This is a genomic window from Paenibacillus sp. FSL H8-0261, assembly GCF_045040645.1.
Lineage (GTDB): Bacteria > Bacillota > Bacilli > Paenibacillales > Paenibacillaceae > Paenibacillus_AQ.
This window is the reverse complement of sequence record NZ_CP150297.1, coordinates 1741072-1761787: the sequence shown is the minus strand read 5'-3', so window position 1 is coordinate 1761787 and position 20716 is coordinate 1741072. Positions and strand designations below refer to the sequence as shown.

Genomic DNA, 20716 nt, shown 5'->3' with positions numbered 1-20716 from the left:
TTGTGACACTATTTTTTAATATGCAGTTAGATTAGGGACTACAAACGCAGTGAGATTAATTACATATACGAACAAAATCACCCTAACGGGTGAATAACTTTTTAGCCAGCGGTTATTTGTCCGCTGGCTAGAAAGTTATTCACCAAGGTTCCGTTACAGAGACAAACTCTGGGGATTCTCCAGACTCCAGGTCGTAGGCACACTCTCCCACTATAAATTCAGGGACAGGATCTACCGTCCCACATTCTACGCAAACATAATCGATCCATACCTCTGGTTCTTCCTCCCACGGCTCAACATCCGGTGATTGCAGCATGGACAGAGCATCGGGTCTCGCCCATAGCTCTCCAGCATCCGCTGACGGTAGTTCTTCTTCTTTCGTTCTTTCACAGGAAAGGTCATCTCGATTTGTTTATGGATCATGTACCACCACAGATTAATCACCTTCTGTGACTCTTTGTTTTTCCCCCGGCTGTATAGACTATAGCGACCCACCATCCGAAAATGCTTCGGTGGAATGTGCTGCACGAGATCGTAGATAAACTTCATCACCGGCGACACCACATCCACCCGTTTCCCCGTTCGGTGATCTTCGTACCAGTAATGCACCTTGTGGTGGTCGTAGCTGACCACCCGGTACTCTGCAATCGCCGGTCGCGCTAAATAACCCCCTATGTATTTCGCTGCTCCTCGGGCATCCTTCATCCGCTGCTCTGCATTCACATAGAAACCCTGCCGAGAAGTCACTAGAAGTAAATGCTTTCAAATCGTCAGTTGTTCCTTCTTCAATAGTGCCCGAAGCTTTTCCATTAAAAATGGCAAACTCCTTAGTATCTTGGTTAGTATACAATGGATCTACTATTTTATTTATTCGCATTTGAACAAAATCTTTTGATAAATCACTGTTAGCGTAATCTACGATCATTTTTCGGAATTTTAAAATATGATAATTATTTAATTTCGTTGTAAACATAGCTTTCTGCAACTTCATTGTTTTTTTTAAACCAATACTGATCTAAATGCATTGGGTAAGTGCTCCAACTATTAATGCAACAAAGCTCACGCTACTCCTGCTCCCGCCCGCAAATGCCATAGAAGAAGAGATGGATGGCTTCCTCCAGGAAGCCATCTATATCTTCTTGTTTGCTGGCTTCATCTAGCATTTCTCCCGAACTTCGCATATACATTCCTATAAATGAAAGTATCCCTTTGGTGGACACTTTATTTGAAATTTCTCCTCGTGCTTTGCCATCCTCCACCATCTTGACCATCAATGGTAAAACGTCATTTGTGTAACGTTCTTCAATATAATGAAACATTTCCTGGTCCTCAATCATAAGCTCCTTCACAGTCGTAGGAGACAATGAACTGTAGGTTTCTCTCTCCATCGTCATAATATATTCAATAATCTCTTTTAGAGAATGCTCTCCATGAATGTAATCTTCAAATTCGCGAATGGCCTTCTCTATAAAATCCTTAAAGGCCTCACCAAGCAGTGCTTCCTTGCTGCCAAAATAATTATAAATCGTCACCTGTGAGACGCCTGCCTCTTTCGCAATGTCTGCGATCCGGAGACGTTTGGGCTCACTGCTCTTGAGCATCTCCATCGTAGTCTTCATAATTTTGAGTTTTATTTGAGCGGCTCTTTTCTCAAATCCATTCATGCTATCCACCCTTAACTTCATTATATAGTGCGCTTATTTAAATTTAATGAAATATTTATTATCAATTATTTCATAATTCCATTGACTTCACTATTCACTAGGAATAATATAACATATGAAATATCCAATTAGTAATAGTTCATTATTTTGCAGCGGGGGTGGCGGCATGCTTGTAGTTGAAGGCTTAACCAAACGATTTTCGAATGGCAAGGGAATCGAAGATGTTACGTTTACCGTAAATAAAGGTGAGGTGTTTGGGTTTCTGGGGCCTAATGGCGCGGGTAAATCTACGACCATAAGACATATCATGGGATTTATGAAGCCGGACAAAGGTAATGCGAGCATCCATGGACTTGATGTATGGAAAGCACAGGGTACAGTCCAGAAGCATATCGGCTATCTACCCGGTGAAATCAACTTTTTTGACGGGATGACAGGCATTTCTTTCCTTAAATTCATGTCTGGCATGCAAGGGATGAAGAACACTACTAAACGTGACCGCCTCATTGAACGACTGCAATTTGATGCCTCAACTCCGATCCGCAAAATGTCAAAGGGAATGAAACAAAAAGTCGGTATTGTCGCAGCTTTCATGCACAATCCTGAAGTTATTATTCTGGATGAACCAACCTCGGGACTCGACCCGCTTATGCAAAAGGTATTTATAGATCTCGTATTGGAGGAAAAAGCAGCCGGAACCACATTTCTAATGTCCTCTCACAGCTTTCAAGAAATTGAGCGCACCTGTGATCGAGCTGCAATCATTAAAGACGGACGTATAGTCACTGTAAAAAATATCCATGAATTACAATCGATGCAGCGGAAGCTGTTTGAGGTTGTTTTCGCGAGTCTCGAAGATGCAGAACAATTCGCCGCCTCCGGCCTGCAAGTGGAAGTTCGTGAAGGGAATATGGTCCGCATTGCCGTTCAGGGTAATTACGATCGATTCATTCAGGAGACCGGGAAATATAATATCCGCAGTATGGATGTGTTCACGCAGAATCTAGAGGACATTTTCATGGACTATTATGACCGTGAGGGGGCCGTGCAATGAATCTTCCACTCTATAAAGAAATGATGAGGGTGAACCTCAAAGGCATTATGAATTACGCCTTCGGTTCTGCCTTCTATATTCTGTTTATGATCTGGCTATATCCAGGGATCGCCGGAAGCACACAAGCCATTGATGACCTCATTAAAGCTATGCCGGAAGGTGTAGGTAAAGCCTTTGGATTAAACAGCGGATTTACCAGTGCTGAGGCTTTTATCTCAGGAGAATATTATGGACTTATTCTGGTACTGATTCTATCCATCGTATGTGTACAAATGTCGACGCAGCTCATGGCTCGACTTGTGGATCGTGGCTCTATGGCTTATCTTCTGATAGCACCAACTACGCGGAGAAAAGTAGCTACCACGCAGGCGCTTGTACTCACAACAGCATTGCTCCTGATTATGGGCGTAACCACACTCGCCGGATTATTAGGTAAAGCATGGTTCCTCGGCAGTGAATATGAATTTAATAGCGGCCGATTCACTCAGCTGAATAGCGTAGCGTTTTTATTGTTTTTTGCCGTGGGGGGACTCACTTTCCTCGTATCCTCGGTTTGTAATGATGAGAAAAAAGCGCTTGGAATTTCCGGCGCTATCACCTTCGGATTCTTCACTCTGGATCTGCTAGGCAAAATAAGCGATAAACTGGAGGGATTACGTTACATGACCTTGTTCTCCTTCTATCAGCCTGGTAAAATCGTTCAAGGAAACGTGGAGATTATTCAGGTTTCTAGTTGGTTACTGTTGATCGGTATTCTCGCTTTTGCCATAGGGATCGAACTGTTCAGACGACGGGATCTTCCATTATAAGATTAAGGGACGCTCCAATAGCATGTGGCTACTGGAGCGTCCCTCTTTCATATAGAAGAATATAATAAGCTTCTTCACACTAGAGAAGCATTATTTTAAGATTTCGTATCCGGTCTAGGGACACCAAAGTTTGGCGTTCCATCCTCATTCCACTGGATCACTTGCACACGCGCGTGCCGATTAGGATCATATAATGGGTCTCCCACAATTTCCTTATAGCTTCTAGCATGGAACACTAGGATATCCTGTTTGCCATCTTCTGAGACTGTAAAGCTATTATGTCCCGGTCCATATTGACCGTTTTCTTCAGAAGTTGTAAACACAGGTTCTGGTGTTTTGACCCATGATTTCGGATCCATTAAATCACTATCCTCATCAGCGGTTAACAACCCCATACAGTAGTTATGATCTGTTGCACTTGCCGAGAAAGTCATGAAAATACGTCCATTTCGCTTAAGAACTGCCGCACCCTCATTCACCAGGAAGCCGATTTTTTCCCAATCATATTCAGGCGTGGTGATGCACACCTGCTCTCCTTTTAACGTCCAAGGATTTTCCATTTCAGAGATATACATATTAGAATTACCAGGGATATCGGGATCCTTTTGTGCCCATACGTAGTATCTAACCCCTCTGTGTTCAAAAGTGGTTGCATCCAGGGCAAAGGATTCCCATTTCGTTTTGATTTGACCCTTTTCCACCCACTCACCTTCTAATGGATTTACGGATGAGTTTTCTACGGCAAACATACGATGATCAAATAAGCCATCTTTCGTATCGGAGGTATGTGCAGCTGCAAAATACACGTACCATTTTCCATCAATATAATGAATCTCGGGCGCCCAAATATTGGCACTCATTAAGCCTGTTTCATGCTTAACCCAAATGGTCTTACCCTCAGCCTCAGCTAATCCCTGAATGGATTCAGAACGACGAAGCTCGATTCTATCAAACTCCGGAACCGAAGCTATGAAATAATAATAACCGTCAGTATGTTTATAGATCCATGGATCTGCCCTTTGCTCAATAAGCGGATTTTTCGCATTGAATTCTCTCATGATGACAACTCCTATATCTCTCTTTATTTTTAATTTTATGGGTCACCAAAACACACCCTTCCTTATAAGAAGGCAAGGTGTATTTAAGCTATGTTCATTTGATCTACCCTTTAATACCTGAATTCAAGTTAATAGATTGAACGAAGTATTTTTGAGCAAATATAAATAACAGTAGGGTTGGAACGATCGCCAAGATTGCCGACCCCATTAATTGCCCGATCATACGATAGTTTCCGTAGATATCTTGTAGCAAGAGCAACCCAGCTGTGACTGGCATTTTGTCTACATCTGTGTACACGATAACCGGCCAGAGGAAGTCATTCCAAGATCCCGTAAAGGAGAACAATCCGCAAACAATCAGAATCGGCTTAACTAACGGCAATATAATTTGCGCGAAAATTCTAAAGTCACTAGCACCATCAACTTTTGCAGACTCATCTAATTCTTTTGGGATACCGTTCATAAACTGTCTGACCAAGAAGATATTCCCCATACCCGCAAGACCGGGAATGATCATTGCCCAAGAAGTGTTTACCCAGCCCAAGGAATCGATAATTTTATAAGAAGGAATTAAGTTAACTACACCCGGGAAAAAGGAGATCCCTAGCAAAGTAAAGAACAGTGTATCTCTTCCTTTAAAGTTAATACGGGTATAACCAAAGCCTGTAATCGAAATTACAATAACCACCAGGATTGTGTGGGTTGTAGCGATAAACAATGAATTGCCTAGCCAACGTAGAATTGGGGCTGTAGAAGTATTGTTCAGAATCGTAACATAGTTCTCAAAGACCCATGTTTCAGGAAATAGTCTAAAGCCTGAAGAAACCACTTCCGTTTGTGATCTAAAAGACGTGGAAATCCCGAATATTACTGGAATAATCCAAATCACACAAAGGATAAGCAAAAAAGCATATGATACATATTTTGAAATGCTAACATTGGATGATCCTTTTACTTTGCCTGTTCTATTTACAACTGGACGATTATCTAGGCCATTTACCGCCTGATTTGACATTATAGTACACCTACCTTTTCCATTTCCTTGTTAATCAATTAGTTCCCTAGAACCTTATGTAGCATTTCGGTTCATTACATAATATTGCAGCGCTGAGATCACCAAGATTACTAATCCCAATAACACTGCCATCGCCGATGCCATCCCTGCAATGGATTCACCGTTTCCGAAAGCTAATTGACGAATATACATCATGAGTACGTGTGTACTTTGTCGAGGCCCGCCATCAGTCATCATTAACGGTTGGCCGAATACATTGAAGGCTCCGGCAGTTGTCATAACAAAGGTATAGATTAATGGAAAACGAATAGATGGCAAGGTGATACTTGTGAATCTTTTAATTGAACCCGCACCATCGAGCTCGGCTGATTCATATAATTCTTGCGCAACGCCACTTAATGAAGCACGATAAATAATCATGTTGCCCCCAATACCGCCCCATAGTGTGATTACAATGATGATAATCCACGCATACGGCTGATTTGCAGGCCAAGCAATTTGTGATCCGAATAGATTACCAGTAATCCCTAATTGCTTATTAAAGATCAAAAGCCAGATTAGTGCAGCCGCAGAAATCGAAATCAAGCCCGGAATATAGAGAATAGATTGAATTAAGCTCTTCATTTTAACTTTTTTATGTTCTAGTGCAACAGCAACCATTAATGGGATAACTATTAATAATGGAACAGAGAGACCCACAAAGATCAAAGTATTTTTCAGACCTCTGAAAAATTGAGTATGAAACGTTGATTTGCCATCAAATAGAATGGCCTTATAGTTATCAAAGCCTACCCATACCGGGTCACTCATTAAATTCCACTTTGTAAATGAAGCATAAATCCCATAAATCGTTGGCAATAAAATGAAGACAGCAAACAAAATGACGTGCGGACCTACAAAGAAGGCAGGTGCCCAGTTTATTTTCTTTTTCATAGGATTTCATTTCTCCTTTTGCACAAAGTAATGCACCAATATACGGCACATTACTTCGTACAATCTATTCTATTTCGCTTTATTTCGCTGAACTGCTGCTTTCTGCGATCTTATCTTCTACAAACTTCTGCATGGTTGCCAAGGTCTCATCTAGATCAACGTTACCGCGAACGATATCTGCGCAATAAGTATCTACTGCTTCTGCAATGTATGGGTAGTACTCATATGTGTAAATGTAAAGGGATTCAATTTCTTTTTCATTAGAAGTAAAGAAGGATTGCATGTAGTTTTGGTATTCCGGACTTTGGTTAACTACGTTACTTGCGACGTTTTGACCAGCTTTTGCCCATTCCATTGAGTTTGTACGCACATATTCTAAGAAGTTAGCAATCCCTACTTCTTTTTCATCTGTTCTCTTATCGTTCTTAAGCATAGCGAACAAATGAGAAGAAGATCTATTCGTGAATTTATCAGCGGTTGGAGAATAAATGTTAGTCACACCAAAGTTCAAACCTTCAACACCAGCATGTGCGGTAGAACTCCAAGTTCCGTCTGTGGAGAAGAGTACGTTTTGGGATTGGAACATCAAGTAACCGTCTTCACCAAATGGAGTCATCAAACCAGCATCAGCAATTTTCTTAACATCTTCAAAGGCTTGTTTAAATACTGGGGAGTTAACAGCCGGTTTGCCGTCCACCTGAATATCTCCGCCCAAGTTTTGAATTTGAGCCAGGATAACCCATCCGAGCAAAGCATCATTAACTACATAGTCACCTTCATCCAATTTACCTTGTAAGGAAAGCATTTCATCAATCGTAACAACGTTATCATCCAAGAAAGATTCAGCATTATATTTCTTGAGCAAATCTTTATTGTAATACATTACGTTACTGTGGATATCAAGAGGTACTGTGTATTGTGTTCCGTCGATGTTACCAGTGTTCCAAGCTTGTGGTAAGTAATTTTCAGCTTTTAGTTCAGGTTGTGCCGGCAATACAGTATCTTGCATGGGTTCTAAGACACCTTGCTTAACAAACCCAGGAACACGGTCAGCGTGGATAATTGCTAAATCAGGAACACCTTTGCTGGAAGCCAAAACGGTAGAAATTTTCGTGTACATATCAGCTGTAATAACGTGCTTCACTTTAATCTCTGGATTCGTTGCATTGTACTCTTTAACGATTTGATCCATATAAGCACCATCATCACCAGTCAGCGGTGTCCAGAACGTAATCGTCTTACTATCATCTTTACCACCACATCCTGCTAACACTGTCGTTAACATTAGAACCGTTGCTAATACTACTCCAAATTTCTTTTTCATTACTCTCTCCCCCTGCAGCTGTAATGTTAAGATAATCATTCACATTAACTTTGTTGGAAACGATTAACTTAAACTTAGTATACAGTCGCTTTGAAAGCGTAGTCAATAACTTTTAAATAAACTTAATAGATTTTTTTAAAACTTAGTTAACCTTTTAGTTCATTAAGACGAGATGAAAGCGATATATTATTTACTTCAGTTACCTTTCGTGTTACTTTATATAGAGATTAATAAACTTTACAGTATATGAAATTACTTTGAAAGAAGTGGATAAAATGCAATTGGAAATAGACAAGTCCTCTCTCGTTGTTTATGAAGCCTTGGCAAGTGAAGTACGAATAAAAATCATTCAGTTACTCTCCAAAAATAAGATGAACATCAAAGATTTGGCAGAAGAACTTAAAATAAGCAGTCCCATCGTAACAAAACACATTAAAAAGTTAGAAGATGCAGGAATCATAAAAACAGAAAAAGTTCCTGGTAAATCCGGAATGCAAAAAATCTCAATTCTTAGAGTCGACCATATTGAGATTAACTTCCCTAAAAAAATCTTTCATTCCTTTGCCTCCTATGAGACATCGGTGCCGATTGGTCATTATACGGATTATGATCTGAAGCCTACATGCGGACTTGCCACAGAGAAAGAGTTTATCGGCAGAGTAGACGAACCTAAATATTTCATGGATTCTAAAAGAGTCGATGCAGAGATTCTATGGTTTACCCAAGGTTATGTTCAATACAACATTGCCAATTTTCTGAAAAAAGATGAAACCTTGCAGCAATTTGAAATTAGCCTAGAGCTTTCTTCCGAATTTCCATTTGCCAATGACGTATGGCCTTCAGACATCACCTTTTCATTGAACGGCTTGGAATTAGGTACTTGGACAAGCCCTGGGGATTTTGCTGATGCAAGAGGTAAATTCACACCTGAGTGGTGGCCGCACAATATTAACCAGTATGGATTACTAAAAACGATTAGAATTACTAATCACAATGGAACATACATTGACGGTGACCCCATGTCTTCCGTTTCGATTGAGGATTTAGATACGACCTGTGACCGATGGACTTTCCGGATCGAAGTGAAGGAAGATGCAAAACACGTCGGAGGCGCGACAATTTTCGGAAAAAAATTCGGAAATCATGATCAAGATATCATGTTCAAAATGTATTACCTTTAAAATCTTCTAGTACGCACATGTATCAAGGTTGGTTCTTTCATGGGGGCGAACAACTAATTAGTATTTATTCTTCCTTAGCCCCCCTATCTGTACTGTGATATGAACCAGTTATCACTTTCCCCTATCCATCTCTTTATCGCCCACATCTCCCACCTTCTTTCACTTTCCACAACTCCAGTAGTAATCTGCAGTACTTTTCATACGCTATCCAAACCCAACTACCTTTTGTTAATAAAAATATAAATAGATTCATCGTTTCATAAATTTCTATTTGACTATATGCTAATATCATGCTTAAAATGAGATCAACATAAAACGTTTTCCACGATATGGTTTGTATAAACATAAAACAAATCCATTCTGATTTGTGAAAAACGTTTTTTTAGTAGCTCTATTGTAAGCGTTTTACATTTTTCGTACCGCCGCAATCTCTAATCAATAGAATCGGAGGATCATGAATTTGAGGAAAACAACTCGTAAGCTAACCGCTTCACTTCTTGCACTCACGCTGCTAGTACCTGCACCATTCATTTCAGCAGCTTCTGCAAGCGATTCCAAAACAATCCCACCACCCACGCAACAACAGGCTGTCGATTATTCGGGCCACTGGGCACAGAAAGATTTTCAATCCTGGGTGGATAAGGGCTTGATTTCAGGCTATGGAAATGGAATTTACAAACCGAATCAAGAGATCACCCGCGCGGAATGGGTCACATTGATCAATCGGGTCTTTAATTTGCAGGAAAAATCAGAAATTGCCTTCACGGATGTACTGGAGTCAGGTGCTTATTACAGCGATATCCAGAAAGCTTCGGCTGCAGGATATGTATCAGGATATAGCGATGGCACCTTCCGACCAACACAGGTAGTAAGTCGTCAAGAAGCCGCGGTTATGCTGCACAGACTATTCCAGCTCAATTCTTCTGCAAATACCTCTGCACCAAAAGATGTTGAAGATTTACCCTCATGGAGCCAAGAAGCTGTATTATCTTTATTTGGTGAAGGTTATTTGAATGGTTATAGTGACGGCAGCTTTAAAGGCGCAAAAGCCGTAACAAGAGCAGAAGCACTGCGTATGATTGAGAAGTTGGCCGGGGAAATCACTTCTAAGAGCGGGAGTTATACGGGGATTACCACTCAGAATATGGTAATTAGTAGCCCAGGTGTTGAGTTGAACAACTCCACCATCTCCGGAAACCTGTACCTTACCGAAGGTATTGCAGAAGGCGATATCACGCTGAATAACGTCACTGTTAAAGGAACAATATTCGTATCCGGCGGCGGCGAAAATAGTATCGTACTTAGTAACTCTAATGCAGGTGACATGGTTGTAGATAAGCGTAATGGGAAACTCCGCGTCGTTACTAAAGGAACGAGTGCCGTACCAAGTGTACGTGTACATTCCGGTGTAATGCTTGAGGAAGATACTACTTTGACGGGTGCAGGCTTCGGCCGGGTCGTTATAGAGAATACGCTCCCGAACGATTCAATCATCAGGCTGAGAGGAAACTTTGATTCTGCTGAGGTACGAGCGTTAGGAGTGCCTACACTACATCTAGCTGCAGGCAATATTACTGAAGTTACATTGAACCAATTAGCCAAGCTACGTGTAGATGCTGGTGCAGCAATCAAGAATCTTATCCTTGGTATAAACGATATGATTACTATCCAAGGCACCGGGAAGGTTGGCTTTGACAGTAAATACAGTAACCTAATCAAATTTGAAACACCTACTCCGACAGCTACGGCAACGTCTGGTTCTGGTAGTTCAGGTTCTGCTGGATCGGACGGCGGCGCTGTTGCTACACCTACTACTACTCCGGTTCCTACAGCTACAGTGACTCCTACTGCTACGCCGGGTCCGTCAGCAACGGCACCAGCACTCACCAATGTTTCTGTACATGATCCGTCAGTGGCTGTAGACAAAGGAACGTATTATGTATTCGGGTCTCATATCGATGCGGCCAAATCGGATGATCTGCTGAACTGGACTCGTTTCACAAATGGTTATACAACACCAGGCAACGTACTCTTTGGTGATCTTTCCGCGAATCTGGCAGAATCCTTTAAATGGGCTGGAGAGAACGATTCTGACAGTAAAGGCGGATTCTCCATATGGGCTCCAGACGTTTTCTGGAATGAGGATTATAAGAATGCGGACGGAACCACTGGCGCTTACATGATGTATTACAGTGCTTCTTCCACTTACATCCGCTCAGCGATTGGCTTTGCCACTTCGCAAAATATTGAAGGTCCTTATACCTATGGAAATACCGTAATTTATTCCGGCTTCACCAAGGAAGAAGATTACGATACTAACAGCAAAATTAACAAAAAATGGACAAACACAAATATTCAAAAGCTTATTGATAACGGAACACTAGAAGATGCCAACCCAGATTGGTTTGACGCAGGCGGTTCATATAAGAACAAAACGTATACAAACGCAATTGACCCGACGTTATTCTACGATAAAGACGGCAAGCTGTGGATGACTTATGGATCATGGTCAGGCGGTATATTTATTCTAGAAATCGATCCAGCTACCGGCGATCCAAAATATCCGGGTAAAGATGGAACGACTGCTGATGGACGTCTAATCGACCGGTATTTCGGTACCCATATTTCTGGTGGTATGACCAAATCGGGCGAAGGTCCGTATATCGTTTACGACAAGAATACAGGTTACTACTTCTTATACGTAACTTATGGAGGACTTGCGTCCGACGGTGGTTACAATATGCGTCAATTCCGTTCAATGAATCCGGATGGTCCTTATGTGGATGCTACCGGACAAAGTGCAGTGCTGGCAACGACCAATGATCATTCGGCCATTGGCAACAAAGTTCTTGGTAATTTCATGTTCACGAACGTGAATAGTGATCCAGACTTCCAAACTTACGGCTATGTTGCATCAGGCCATAATTCAGTCAATTATGATGAAGAGAAGGGTAAAATATTCAACTTCTTCCACACTCGCTTCCCGCAGCGTGGTGAAACACATGAGCTTCGTGTGCATCAAATGTTCACCAACGAAGATGGATGGCCGCTCACTTCTCCTCATCGTTACACTGGTGAAACTATCGCAGCTGTTATACAGGAAGATGTTATTGGAGCTTACCAGTTCGTGAATCACGGGAAAGATACTTCTGCTAAAATTAAATCCACAACAGCTATCGAACTGCGAAGTGATGGAACCATTACAGGGTCCGTAACCGGTTCTTGGGAGCTAAAAGGAGAGTATTATGCCGACCTGCTCATCAATGAAATAGAAAACGGAGCTACTGTACAAAATCTCTACAAAGGTGTATTCGTAAAACAATGGGATTCCACTCGTCAGAGCAATGTTATGACTTTCACAGCCATGTCCAATAAGGGTGTTACCGTCTGGGGCAGCCAAATTGAACTGCTGAGTACAGATCAAATTGTATCCAATGTTAAAGATAGTTTAAGCTTGGGCAACACAAGTAAAGTATACAAAGATCTTACGCTCCCAACTGAGGCCGTAAGAGGAACAGTCATTACGTGGTCGTCTTCCAATGAAGCCGTAGTAGGAAACGATGGTTCAGTTGTTCGTCCTGAAAAAGGACTCGGAAACGCAACGATTGAACTTACTGCTACGATTGCGCTGGGTGAGTCTACTGCAACTAAGACCTTTACTATCATTGTAATGGAACTGACTGGAAATATACTGGAAGACGGTTTGGTGGCAGCGTATGATTTTGAAGGAGATCTTTCAGAGAACGGAGATCGTACTGATAAGGGTACAATTACCGGCAATCGGATTAACAATACTGGTGGGAACATCACCTATGAGACAGGTGAAGTTGGTCTTGCAGCTAAATTCGACGGTAGCTCCGGTATTCGCCTACCAAATGGTTTGATTAAAGGCAACACCTACACAATAGGCATGTGGCTTAACCCACAAGAACTGACTCAATTCACTACAGCCTTCTTTGGTGCTACAACAGATACGAATTGGATTAGTCTCTTGCCTTATGGAAACGGTGGAGCTACTACCCGGATGTGGTTTGGTAGCCAAACCTTCCACGATGCAGAAGCAGGCATGCAGATTCCAGTTAACCAATGGTCGCATATAGCTTTCACTTACGATGCCGGGACTGTGAAGCTCTATGTAAACGGAGTATTGAAGTACACTGGAAAAGGATTTACGGATGTATTTGACAGCGCAGATGCAGTATTCGCACTGGGTGTAAACTACTGGGATATCCCTTACAAAGGTTTGATTGATAACCTGCGTATCTACGAAAGTGCACTTTCCGCTGAAGCTGTAGACTTGCTGGTAAACGGTGAGCCTGACAGTAATGTAAAAGTAAGTACGATAACCATCCATGATGCTGAAATGGATGTGGCTGTGGGGAATACCTTTACCCCTCAAGTAAAAGTACTGCCTACCAATGCAGGAAATAAGAAGCTCACTTGGAGTTCTAGTGATCCTAGCGCCATTTCAGTTGATGCTACAACCGGAACCGTAACAGCGCTAAAAGTAGGTGGCGAAGCAGTGATTACAGCCACTGCGGCTGATGGTAGTGGTGTCTCAGCAGACTATAAGGTAAACGTTACGGATGGAAAAGTAGCCTATTATGCTTTTGATGGAAACCTTGATGACTCCCTCCAATTGGTCGGTACTGGACAGGTTACGGGAATAAAAATCGAGGCTCCAACTGTAGGTAACATCACTTACGGTAACGGTATCACTAATCAAGCAGCAGTATTTGACGGTGTTTCCGGAATCCGGTTACCTAATGGATTAATTGACAGCAATACCTATACCGTATCTATGTGGTTAAACCCTGAGCAGCTTACTGATGCAACAACAACCTTCTTCGGTGCTGCTTCGATAAACAGCTGGATTAGCTTCGTTCCACAGAACGGCGCAGGTAAAACACTGCTATGGTCTGGCGAGGCATGGTATGATGCTGTTTCCGCTATGAAGATTCCAGAGAATAAATGGACGCATGTAGCATTTACGGTCAACAACGGTACCGTGAAGGTATACCTCGACGGAGTTGAGCAATTCTCCGGTGAGGGCTTCCCGAATGTGTTTAAGAACAAGAATGGTGTGTTCACTCTTGGTGTAAACTATTGGGACGTACCTTATAAGGGAATGATTGATGAACTGAAGATTTATAGCAGAGCACTCAAATCAGACGAAATACTGACTGAATATAACTCAAATGTAAATTAAGAGAATCATCATTTGGAAAGAGAGCGGAGCCTCAGGCTCCGTTCTTTTTATCTTAAATCACGCGATCAAAGTGAATGAGCGTCCATAAAATTTCTCACCTTCGTATTGTAAAACAAGCATTTAAATAATATAATCATTAACTATACGTCTTGAACTAAATTGGAGGCCATCTATGAAACTTGACCTGTCGGAAGAATCTCTTCCCGTCTACGAAGCTTTAGCCAGTTCAGTTCGTCTGCAGCTGCTGCGCTTGCTTGCCGAGAACCCAATGAATGTCAAGGAATTGGCCGCAGCGGTAAATTTGAGCAGCGCCATTATGACAATGCATGTGCGTAAGCTAGAAGCTGCAGGACTTATCCAGACACATATGGCACCTGGACGAAGTGGTCTGCAAAAGATCTGTACGCTGGCTGCTGAAAGTGCCGAGATCACCTTTCCAGGCAGACAAATTAATGAGCGCAAAAGCTACCGCAAGGAGATTCCTGTTGGGCATTATTCCGACTTCATGATCGAGCCTACCTGCGGTCTTGCCACTACAGAGCAAGTGATTGGCAGCTTTGATGATCCCCGTTATTTCTGGGATCTCGAGCGTATGAATGCTGGTATTCTCTGGTTCGGCAAAGGATATATCGAATATAAAATTCCTAACTTCCTTCTCTCCAGTCAACAGCCCGAGGAGCTAATCATTACGATGGAGATTGCCTCCGAAGCGCCTTCCATTAATAATAATTGGCCCTCCGACATCACTTTCACACTGAACGGAGTACAGCTTGGATTCTGGACAAGTCCTGGTGACTACGGAGATAGACGTGGTAAATACACGCCAGCTTGGTGGCCAGCACTCACGAATCAATACGGCCTTCTTAAGCAGCTGCGCATTACATCTAAAGGCACGTTTATGGACGGCCTGAAACTGTCCGACGTTACGCTGGATCAAGTGAACATTCGCAACAAGCAATGGACTTTCAAGCTTTCCGTCGATGAAGAGGCCGAGCATATTGGCGGCATTACTCTTTTTGGCAAAGGCTTTGGCAACTATAATGATGATCTAATCGTTGAGCTGTTCTACACAGATACCCATGAATAAAGCCGCATTCATCTCCCGTTGGAGAGTCGAATGCGGCTCTTATTTTACCTTATTTCATGTTCAATGAAGGGTCCCCATAATCCGCCACCAGGCAGTGGACAGCCACGTTCCTTAAGCTTAGCTACAACAGGAATAATGCATCCACAAGCTACGCAAGTCACACTCTCATGCAGCTTAGGACAAGTCCCGCAAAGAGAAATCCGTTCAGCATAAACCTCATCTGGAACACAAAGCTCTGTCTTAAACATGGATGATGACAAGATTCGCTCTATCTGTGCATCGGTAACCTTATAATCGTCGCGACACCCCTTGCATGCAGATGTTGTTGACATGATAACACCACCTTATGCCTTCGGCGTAATCTCCAGCACAGTTACTGACATTGGAGCCAGCTCTACATTAAGAAGATCACCTTCAAGTGTAAAGGCTGTAAAAGCTTGCGGTACGACAGCATCTGGCTGACTAAATGTATTATGAGCATCTATCTTGTTACCTGTGAGCGTAGTGCCTGTCACTTCAACCTTCTGCCCGGAAAGACCACGCAGCTCGAGGGGTACAGTAGCTAATGCAGCGTGATTCAAGTTGCAAAGACTGACATGAATGATCCCAGCGTCTGTTACGGAAGCTGAAGCAGATACTTCAGGAATCTCGCTGCCCTCAAAGCTGTAAGTCCCACTATCGATTGTTAAATCCAACAACTCAGCATCCTGATGGACTTTAAACATATTGAATACATGATAGGTAGGCGTTAGCAGCATTTTTTCTCCTTCGGTTAAAATCACTGCTTGAAGCACGTTAATGGTCTGCGCAATATTTGCCATCCGTACCCGGTCACTGTGTTTATGGAAAATATTCAGGGTTACGCCAGCTACAAGGGCATCCCGAATTGTATTTTGTTGATATAGGAATCCTGGATTCGTACCCGGCTCAACATCATACCAAGTTCCCCATTCGTCAACGATAAGGCCTACTCTTTTATCTGGGTCATATTTGTCCATAATAACACCATGTTTAGTAATCAGCTCATCCATGCGAAGGGCCTTCTCTAAAGTACTAAACCATTCACTAGTTTCAAAGCCTGTTGCTGCCCCTTTATTCTCCCATGCTGGACCAGGAATCGTATAATAATGAAGAGTAATCGAGTCCATAAAGCGTGTAGCTTCACGCATTAAAACTTCCATCCAGTGATAATCATCCACGTTAGGACCACAAGCGATCCGGTGAATACGATTCTCCCCGTAATTACGTACATACGTCTGATATTGGCGATAAAGATCTGCATAATATTCTGGACGCATATTCCCGCCGCAGCCCCAATTCTCATTACCAACGCCAAAATAAGTGACAGCCCAAGGCTCTTGATGACCGTTCTGCTGGCGAAGCTCAGACATCGGTGAGACACCGCCAAAGGTTAAATACTCTACCCATTCGGACATCTCTTGAACCGTACCACTTCCCACATTACCATTGATATAAGGTTCACATTCCAGCATCTCACATAATTCCATAAATTCATGTGTACCAAAATGGTTGTTCTCAACCGTGCCGCCCCAATGCGTATTGATCATACGTTTACGAGCTTCGCGATCACCAATACCATCTTTCCAATGATATTCATCTGCAAAACATCCACCCGGCCAGCGAAGTACTGGAATTTGTATTTCTTTAAGCGCTTTCACAACATCATTACGAATACCGTTAGTGTTAGGAATCGGTGAATCTTCTCCGACCCAAATGCCTTCATAAATACAACGTCCTAGATGCTCAGAGAAGTGTCCATAAATATTTTTGTTTATCGTACCTTTGCGAATGTCTGTGTTAAGGATTGCGCGATCTGCCATGAATAAACTCCGCCCTTCAACATTTATATTTTTATTAACTAATTAATAATTATACAAACATTATAGAGCGGTCCTCAGCGATCCGTCAATCTCCAATATGAATGAATCTATTCTTTATCAATCGGTTTGTTTATCCCGTCTTCATAATAATCAAAAACGAGCTGCCGCTGCGTTCCTCTTACCCCGTAAAATACGTCGGAGATCCGTTTCCCCTTCCGTCTTAATTCGCTCTCCAGCCATTCTTTGGTCAGTCCATTATTCTCAAGATTCTCTTCAATGAGGACGCCATCCATAATTAACTCAACGGGAAAGCTCTGAGGAACCGAAAGAAGCTTCAAATCTTTTCGAGTAACATATTGATACTCTTGTTTCTTTAAGACGGATACCATTCCGTTATCTTCTAATACGGCATACTCTACTACCTCCAGATTAAAAATTTCTTTTTCCCTCAGTGCCTGATCCAAGGAGTCTAGCGAATACCTTACCTTTTTCATATTCCCTTCAAGAATTTTCCCGTTTTCAATAAGTACCGTAGGTGATCCTGAGATCCAGCTTCTCATTCTACGACTCTTTATAGCGATGATAGATAGTAGAAAAGACGTAGCAGTGATAACAATGAGCGCCACGATCATATATGACGACTTCAGGTCTTTATTAAAAGCCAGGTTTGCCGCAAGCGATCCTAATATAATGCCTGTCACGAAATCATGAAACGTCAAATTAGAAATCGTTTGTTTACCCAATATCTTAGCTATCACAAGCAGCATGATCATAGCGACCACAGTACGAAGAACAATATCCATATGCGCCTGCATCTCTAATGCTCCTTTCTATTCAATCCCCTATTATTCACAAACCAAGGTGAAATGAAACGTCATTACAATCGGTTTAATTTTAAGAGGTCATCCGGAGACTTCTATAAACGTCAAAAGGGCTCTGGAATGGTTCTACTGAACCGTCCCAAAGCCCTAGCTACGAATGCTTATTTTTCAGTCTTGATTGCAAGCAGATTGTGCAGAATCATTGCGCTTTCAGCTCGAGTTGCTGAGCCTCCCGGGTCGAATTGCCTGTCACTTCGACCCGGGATAAGTCCAAGGGCTTGAGATTGACCGAACTATAATTGACTGCAGCTTTCGATTCTCCATTGATATACGCATCTTCAGAAACATACAGCTTCGTCTGGTTCCGAATCGGAAGGCTCGGTGCAGTACCATCCCGATCATTACCGCCATGTGACCGTACAGTTCATCTATCGACGGGATCATTTCAAGACAAGCGCGTTCCATAAATTTATCGAATTATTGCAGCAAAAACCCTGAAGACTCGTATGATGAGTTTCTTCAGGCTTTTTTACATGGCACCGTTATGATCACCTGTGCGCCGCCTTCGACACGGTTTCCTGCTTCGATATGCCCTCCGTGCTTTGTAATGAGCAACTGTGCTGTATACAATCCAAGCCCGGAATGACCTTTGTCTAGAGATCTAGACGGATCCCCCGTGTAGAATTTATCGAACATCCGCCGCAAATCAAGAGCGCTGAACCCCTTCCCCGTATCCTTCATGTCAAAGGTAATCTGCGTCTCCTCTACGATGACCGTCCACTCGATCCTTCCCTCCACTGGCGTAAATCGCAAGCTATTGGTAATCACGTTATCGAATACTTGCTCCAACCGTGATGTATCCACAAGAAACTGCTGTTCTTGGTCGCATCGCCTATTCACATAAGAGAAGTCAAAAGCAATCCACTTCTCACGGCATAACAATGCGTATTCATCTTTTTTCCGCTCACAGAAGGCGAGTAAATCCGCTCTCGTATACTGGAGGACAAAATCAGGCGTGTCGATTTTATTCATGAACAGCAATTCCGTCAGCATTTTGTCCGCACGCTGCGTACTGTTCTGAATGGTTAACAAGTACTTCTCCAGCCGTTCGGGACGGCGTGCACCGCTCTCGATTAAATTGTCTACATGACCTTGAATGATCGTCAGCGGCGTCCGCAAATCATGGGCAATCGCAGAGATCATGTCGCGTCTCTCCTGCTCCAGCTTCCACTCCCACTTCAAGGATTGCTCCAGCGCGATCCGCATCTCTTCGAAGGCATCGGAGAGCTCGATCAGCTCCTTCGACCCACCTGCTCCTGCGACGGAGAAATTCAGGTCATTCTGCTGGATTCGTCTAGCTCCCCCGATGATCCGTGCGATCGACGGTTCGAGCCGTTTACCCAATTTTCTCGCGAAAATAAAAGAGAACAAGACGATGAAGAAGAACGGTGCGATCAAACTGCACAAAATAAGCATAACGAGCAGCCCGTTTCCAGGGTTGTTGGAGGATACACTTAAACTGTATCGTAGCACCAGCATCCCCTTTAATTTTTTCTGCGAATCAAGGATCGGGTGGTAATTGATATATTTCCCGCCCTGTTTCTCGCTACGGTTCAGCTTGCTTAGCACATCCTCCGGGCTGTTGACGAAAGTCTGCCCCTTCCAGCCGTAGACGATTTGCCCCTTCAGATTCACGATTTGATACTGCATGCCTTTCGTCAGAATAACATGTTCCAACGCATTCTGCTTTGAAGGAGATAATAAGGCGTCTTTTTGCTGATCTACATAACCTAGAATCTGGGGAATTTGCTGCTCATAATAGTTGGCTGGTAGAATGCTCTTGTCCGTTTGATTAATCAAAACATAAAGCGTACCGCCCCAAACTAGCATCGAGCCGATGAAGCTATAGAAAAGAACGAGTGTAAATGCGCCCATAAACTGTCTGCGCAGCGGTTTTCGACTTGCCTTTACTTCCTTTCGAATCTGTACCCTACCCCCCATACCGTTGTAACAAAGGTCTTCTCCGGTGCTGCGCACGCCAGCTTCGCCCGGATATTTTTGATATGTTCGGTAATTGTGGCTGCTTCTCCCTCCGCATCGAATCCCCAGATCTTCTCATAGATTTGTTCCCGCGAGAATACTTGATTCGGATGCATGAAGAGAAGCCGGAACAATTCGAACTCCCGGCTGGTCAGCGGAATCGGAAGGTTCTGGTAGAATACCTGATGGCTGTCCAGATCCATCGTGAGATCGCCATGGTGCAGCAGCTTCGGTTGATGATCAAGATGGCTCCGCTGCTCCCGACGAAGATGCGCTCTTATTCTCGCCTTCAATTCTTGCATGCTAAAAGGCTTCACGATATAGTCATCGCCACCGACGGCGAGTCCTTGGATCCGATCCGCTTCATTGGAGCGCGCGCTTAAGAACAGAATCGGACACGAGACCCGGTCACGTATCGCTTGGCATACTTCGAGCCCATCGAGATGCGGCATCATAATATCCAGGATGATTAAGTCGGGCGTCTCTCCCAGTCGATCGAACACTTCCTTGCCGTCATAAGCCACTGATACCTCATACCCATCATCCTGAAGCGCATCGCGCATAAATCCGACGATTTCTCGCTCATCATCGGCGATTAATATCTTTTCTCTCATCTCTTGAATTTCCTTTCGCGTCTATCAATCTAGCAGCTTTATCCCCTCATTGTACCTTTTTGTGCG

17 protein-coding genes are annotated in these 20716 nt (G+C 43.0%); 5 read left to right on the top strand and 12 right to left on the bottom strand.

Annotated features, from left to right (window positions below; genetic code table 11):
* Window positions 1-139 precede the first annotated feature (139 nt).
* From MHI27_RS07750 to MHI27_RS07740, 3 genes are all read right to left on the bottom strand, one after another.
* Entirely contained in the window at window positions 140-316 is a 177-nt protein-coding gene (locus MHI27_RS07750) for a hypothetical protein (RefSeq protein WP_339801801.1), read from the bottom strand.
* Window positions 247-705: a transposase gene (locus MHI27_RS07745; protein WP_256716354.1), complete on the bottom strand. Its 459-nt coding sequence runs from the start codon at window positions 703-705 to the stop codon at window positions 247-249. The genes MHI27_RS07750 and MHI27_RS07745 overlap by 70 nt, the downstream gene beginning before the upstream one ends.
* Before the next feature lie 359 nt (window positions 706-1064).
* The gene (locus MHI27_RS07740) at window positions 1065-1664 is read right to left on the bottom strand and encodes a TetR/AcrR family transcriptional regulator (RefSeq protein WP_405175976.1); all 600 of its coding nucleotides are present in this window, start codon (window positions 1662-1664) and stop codon (window positions 1065-1067) included.
* A 166-nt stretch (window positions 1665-1830) separates the two neighbouring features.
* On the opposite strand from MHI27_RS07740, the gene MHI27_RS07735 reads away from it, so the two are divergent.
* The gene (locus tag MHI27_RS07735; RefSeq protein WP_405176703.1) at window positions 1831-2718 is read left to right on the top strand and encodes an ABC transporter ATP-binding protein; all 888 of its coding nucleotides are present in this window, start codon (window positions 1831-1833) and stop codon (window positions 2716-2718) included.
* The gene (locus tag MHI27_RS07730) at window positions 2715-3527 is read left to right on the top strand and encodes an ABC transporter permease subunit (protein ID WP_405175975.1); all 813 of its coding nucleotides are present in this window, start codon (window positions 2715-2717) and stop codon (window positions 3525-3527) included. Before MHI27_RS07735 ends, MHI27_RS07730 begins: the two co-directional genes overlap by 4 nt.
* A 95-nt stretch (window positions 3528-3622) precedes the next feature.
* Here the strand turns inward: MHI27_RS07730 and MHI27_RS07725 are convergent, their stop codons facing one another.
* The 4 genes from MHI27_RS07725 to MHI27_RS07710 all read right to left on the bottom strand — a co-directional run bounded on the left by MHI27_RS07725 (window position 3623) and on the right by MHI27_RS07710 (window position 7857).
* Window positions 3623-4585: a family 43 glycosylhydrolase gene (locus MHI27_RS07725; RefSeq protein ID WP_405175974.1), complete on the bottom strand. Its 963-nt coding sequence runs from the start codon at window positions 4583-4585 to the stop codon at window positions 3623-3625.
* Window positions 4586-4688: 103 nt separating this feature from the next.
* Entirely contained in the window at window positions 4689-5600 is a 912-nt protein-coding gene (locus MHI27_RS07720; RefSeq protein ID WP_042186041.1) for a carbohydrate ABC transporter permease, read from the bottom strand.
* 54 nt (window positions 5601-5654) lie between these two features.
* A complete protein-coding gene (locus MHI27_RS07715; RefSeq protein WP_042186039.1) occupies window positions 5655-6533 on the bottom strand; it encodes a carbohydrate ABC transporter permease in 879 nt (292 codons plus the stop codon).
* Between the two features lie 79 nt (window positions 6534-6612).
* Window positions 6613-7857: an extracellular solute-binding protein gene (locus tag MHI27_RS07710; protein WP_405175973.1), complete on the bottom strand. Its 1245-nt coding sequence runs from the start codon at window positions 7855-7857 to the stop codon at window positions 6613-6615.
* 275 nt (window positions 7858-8132) lie between these two features.
* Here MHI27_RS07710 and MHI27_RS07705 point away from each other — a divergent pair, with 275 nt between their 5' ends.
* From MHI27_RS07705 to MHI27_RS07695, 3 genes are all read left to right on the top strand, one after another.
* Window positions 8133-9038, top strand: coding sequence for a transcriptional regulator (locus MHI27_RS07705; RefSeq protein ID WP_042186035.1), 906 nt, complete (start codon window positions 8133-8135; stop codon window positions 9036-9038).
* A 460-nt stretch (window positions 9039-9498) separates the two neighbouring features.
* Window positions 9499-14247 carry a LamG-like jellyroll fold domain-containing protein gene (locus MHI27_RS07700; protein ID WP_405175972.1) on the top strand — a complete coding sequence of 1583 codons (4749 nt, stop codon included), beginning with the start codon at window positions 9499-9501 and terminating at the stop codon, window positions 14245-14247.
* 172 nt (window positions 14248-14419) lie between these two features.
* Entirely contained in the window at window positions 14420-15334 is a 915-nt protein-coding gene (locus MHI27_RS07695) for an ArsR/SmtB family transcription factor (RefSeq protein ID WP_379422717.1), read from the top strand.
* Between the two features lie 44 nt (window positions 15335-15378).
* On the opposite strand, the gene MHI27_RS07690 is transcribed toward MHI27_RS07695, so the two are convergent.
* From MHI27_RS07690 to MHI27_RS07670, 5 genes are all read right to left on the bottom strand, one after another.
* Entirely contained in the window at window positions 15379-15666 is a 288-nt protein-coding gene (locus MHI27_RS07690; RefSeq protein WP_042186032.1) for a hypothetical protein, read from the bottom strand.
* Window positions 15667-15678: 12 nt separating this feature from the next.
* Window positions 15679-17175, bottom strand: a complete 1497-nt coding sequence (locus tag MHI27_RS07685; RefSeq protein WP_405175971.1) for an alpha-N-arabinofuranosidase — start codon at window positions 17173-17175, stop codon at window positions 15679-15681.
* A gap of 107 nt (window positions 17176-17282) precedes the next feature.
* Complete coding sequence (locus MHI27_RS07680) at window positions 17283-17990, bottom strand: DUF421 domain-containing protein (protein ID WP_339246099.1); 708 nt, start codon at window positions 17988-17990, stop codon at window positions 17283-17285.
* Window positions 17991-18515: 525 nt separating this feature from the next.
* Window positions 18516-20033 (bottom strand): sensor histidine kinase, encoded by a 1518-nt coding sequence (locus tag MHI27_RS07675; RefSeq protein ID WP_405175970.1) that lies wholly within the window; start codon window positions 20031-20033, stop codon window positions 18516-18518.
* Window positions 19964-20650, bottom strand: coding sequence for a response regulator transcription factor (locus tag MHI27_RS07670; RefSeq protein ID WP_076284294.1), 687 nt, complete (start codon window positions 20648-20650; stop codon window positions 19964-19966). Before MHI27_RS07670 ends, MHI27_RS07675 begins: the two co-directional genes overlap by 70 nt.
* Window positions 20651-20716: the final 66 nt, after the last annotated feature.

What these genes read in the sequence shown, in the direction of transcription:
- MHI27_RS07750 (WP_339801801.1), bottom strand. Translation starts at nt 316, where the DNA reads ATGCTGCAATCACCGGATGTTGAGCCGTGGGAGGAAGAACCAGAGGTA.
- MHI27_RS07690 (WP_042186032.1), bottom strand. Translation starts at nt 15,666, where the DNA reads ATGTCAACAACATCTGCATGCAAGGGGTGTCGCGACGATTATAAGGTT.
- MHI27_RS07710 (WP_405175973.1), bottom strand. Translation starts at nt 7,857, where the DNA reads ATGAAAAAGAAATTTGGAGTAGTATTAGCAACGGTTCTAATGTTAACG.
- MHI27_RS07695 (WP_379422717.1), top strand. Translation starts at nt 14,420, where the DNA reads ATGAAACTTGACCTGTCGGAAGAATCTCTTCCCGTCTACGAAGCTTTA.
- MHI27_RS07745 (WP_256716354.1), bottom strand. Translation starts at nt 705, where the DNA reads ATGAAGGATGCCCGAGGAGCAGCGAAATACATAGGGGGTTATTTAGCG.
- MHI27_RS07725 (WP_405175974.1), bottom strand. Translation starts at nt 4,585, where the DNA reads ATGAGAGAATTCAATGCGAAAAATCCGCTTATTGAGCAAAGGGCAGAT.
- MHI27_RS07735 (WP_405176703.1), top strand. Translation starts at nt 1,831, where the DNA reads ATGCTTGTAGTTGAAGGCTTAACCAAACGATTTTCGAATGGCAAGGGA.
- MHI27_RS07680 (WP_339246099.1), bottom strand. Translation starts at nt 17,990, where the DNA reads ATGCAGGCGCATATGGATATTGTTCTTCGTACTGTGGTCGCTATGATC.
- MHI27_RS07720 (WP_042186041.1), bottom strand. Translation starts at nt 5,600, where the DNA reads ATGTCAAATCAGGCGGTAAATGGCCTAGATAATCGTCCAGTTGTAAAT.
- MHI27_RS07705 (WP_042186035.1), top strand. Translation starts at nt 8,133, where the DNA reads ATGCAATTGGAAATAGACAAGTCCTCTCTCGTTGTTTATGAAGCCTTG.
- MHI27_RS07685 (WP_405175971.1), bottom strand. Translation starts at nt 17,175, where the DNA reads ATGGCAGATCGCGCAATCCTTAACACAGACATTCGCAAAGGTACGATA.
- MHI27_RS07715 (WP_042186039.1), bottom strand. Translation starts at nt 6,533, where the DNA reads ATGAAAAAGAAAATAAACTGGGCACCTGCCTTCTTTGTAGGTCCGCAC.
- MHI27_RS07670 (WP_076284294.1), bottom strand. Translation starts at nt 20,650, where the DNA reads ATGAGAGAAAAGATATTAATCGCCGATGATGAGCGAGAAATCGTCGGA.
- MHI27_RS07730 (WP_405175975.1), top strand. Translation starts at nt 2,715, where the DNA reads ATGAATCTTCCACTCTATAAAGAAATGATGAGGGTGAACCTCAAAGGC.
- MHI27_RS07740 (WP_405175976.1), bottom strand. Translation starts at nt 1,664, where the DNA reads ATGAATGGATTTGAGAAAAGAGCCGCTCAAATAAAACTCAAAATTATG.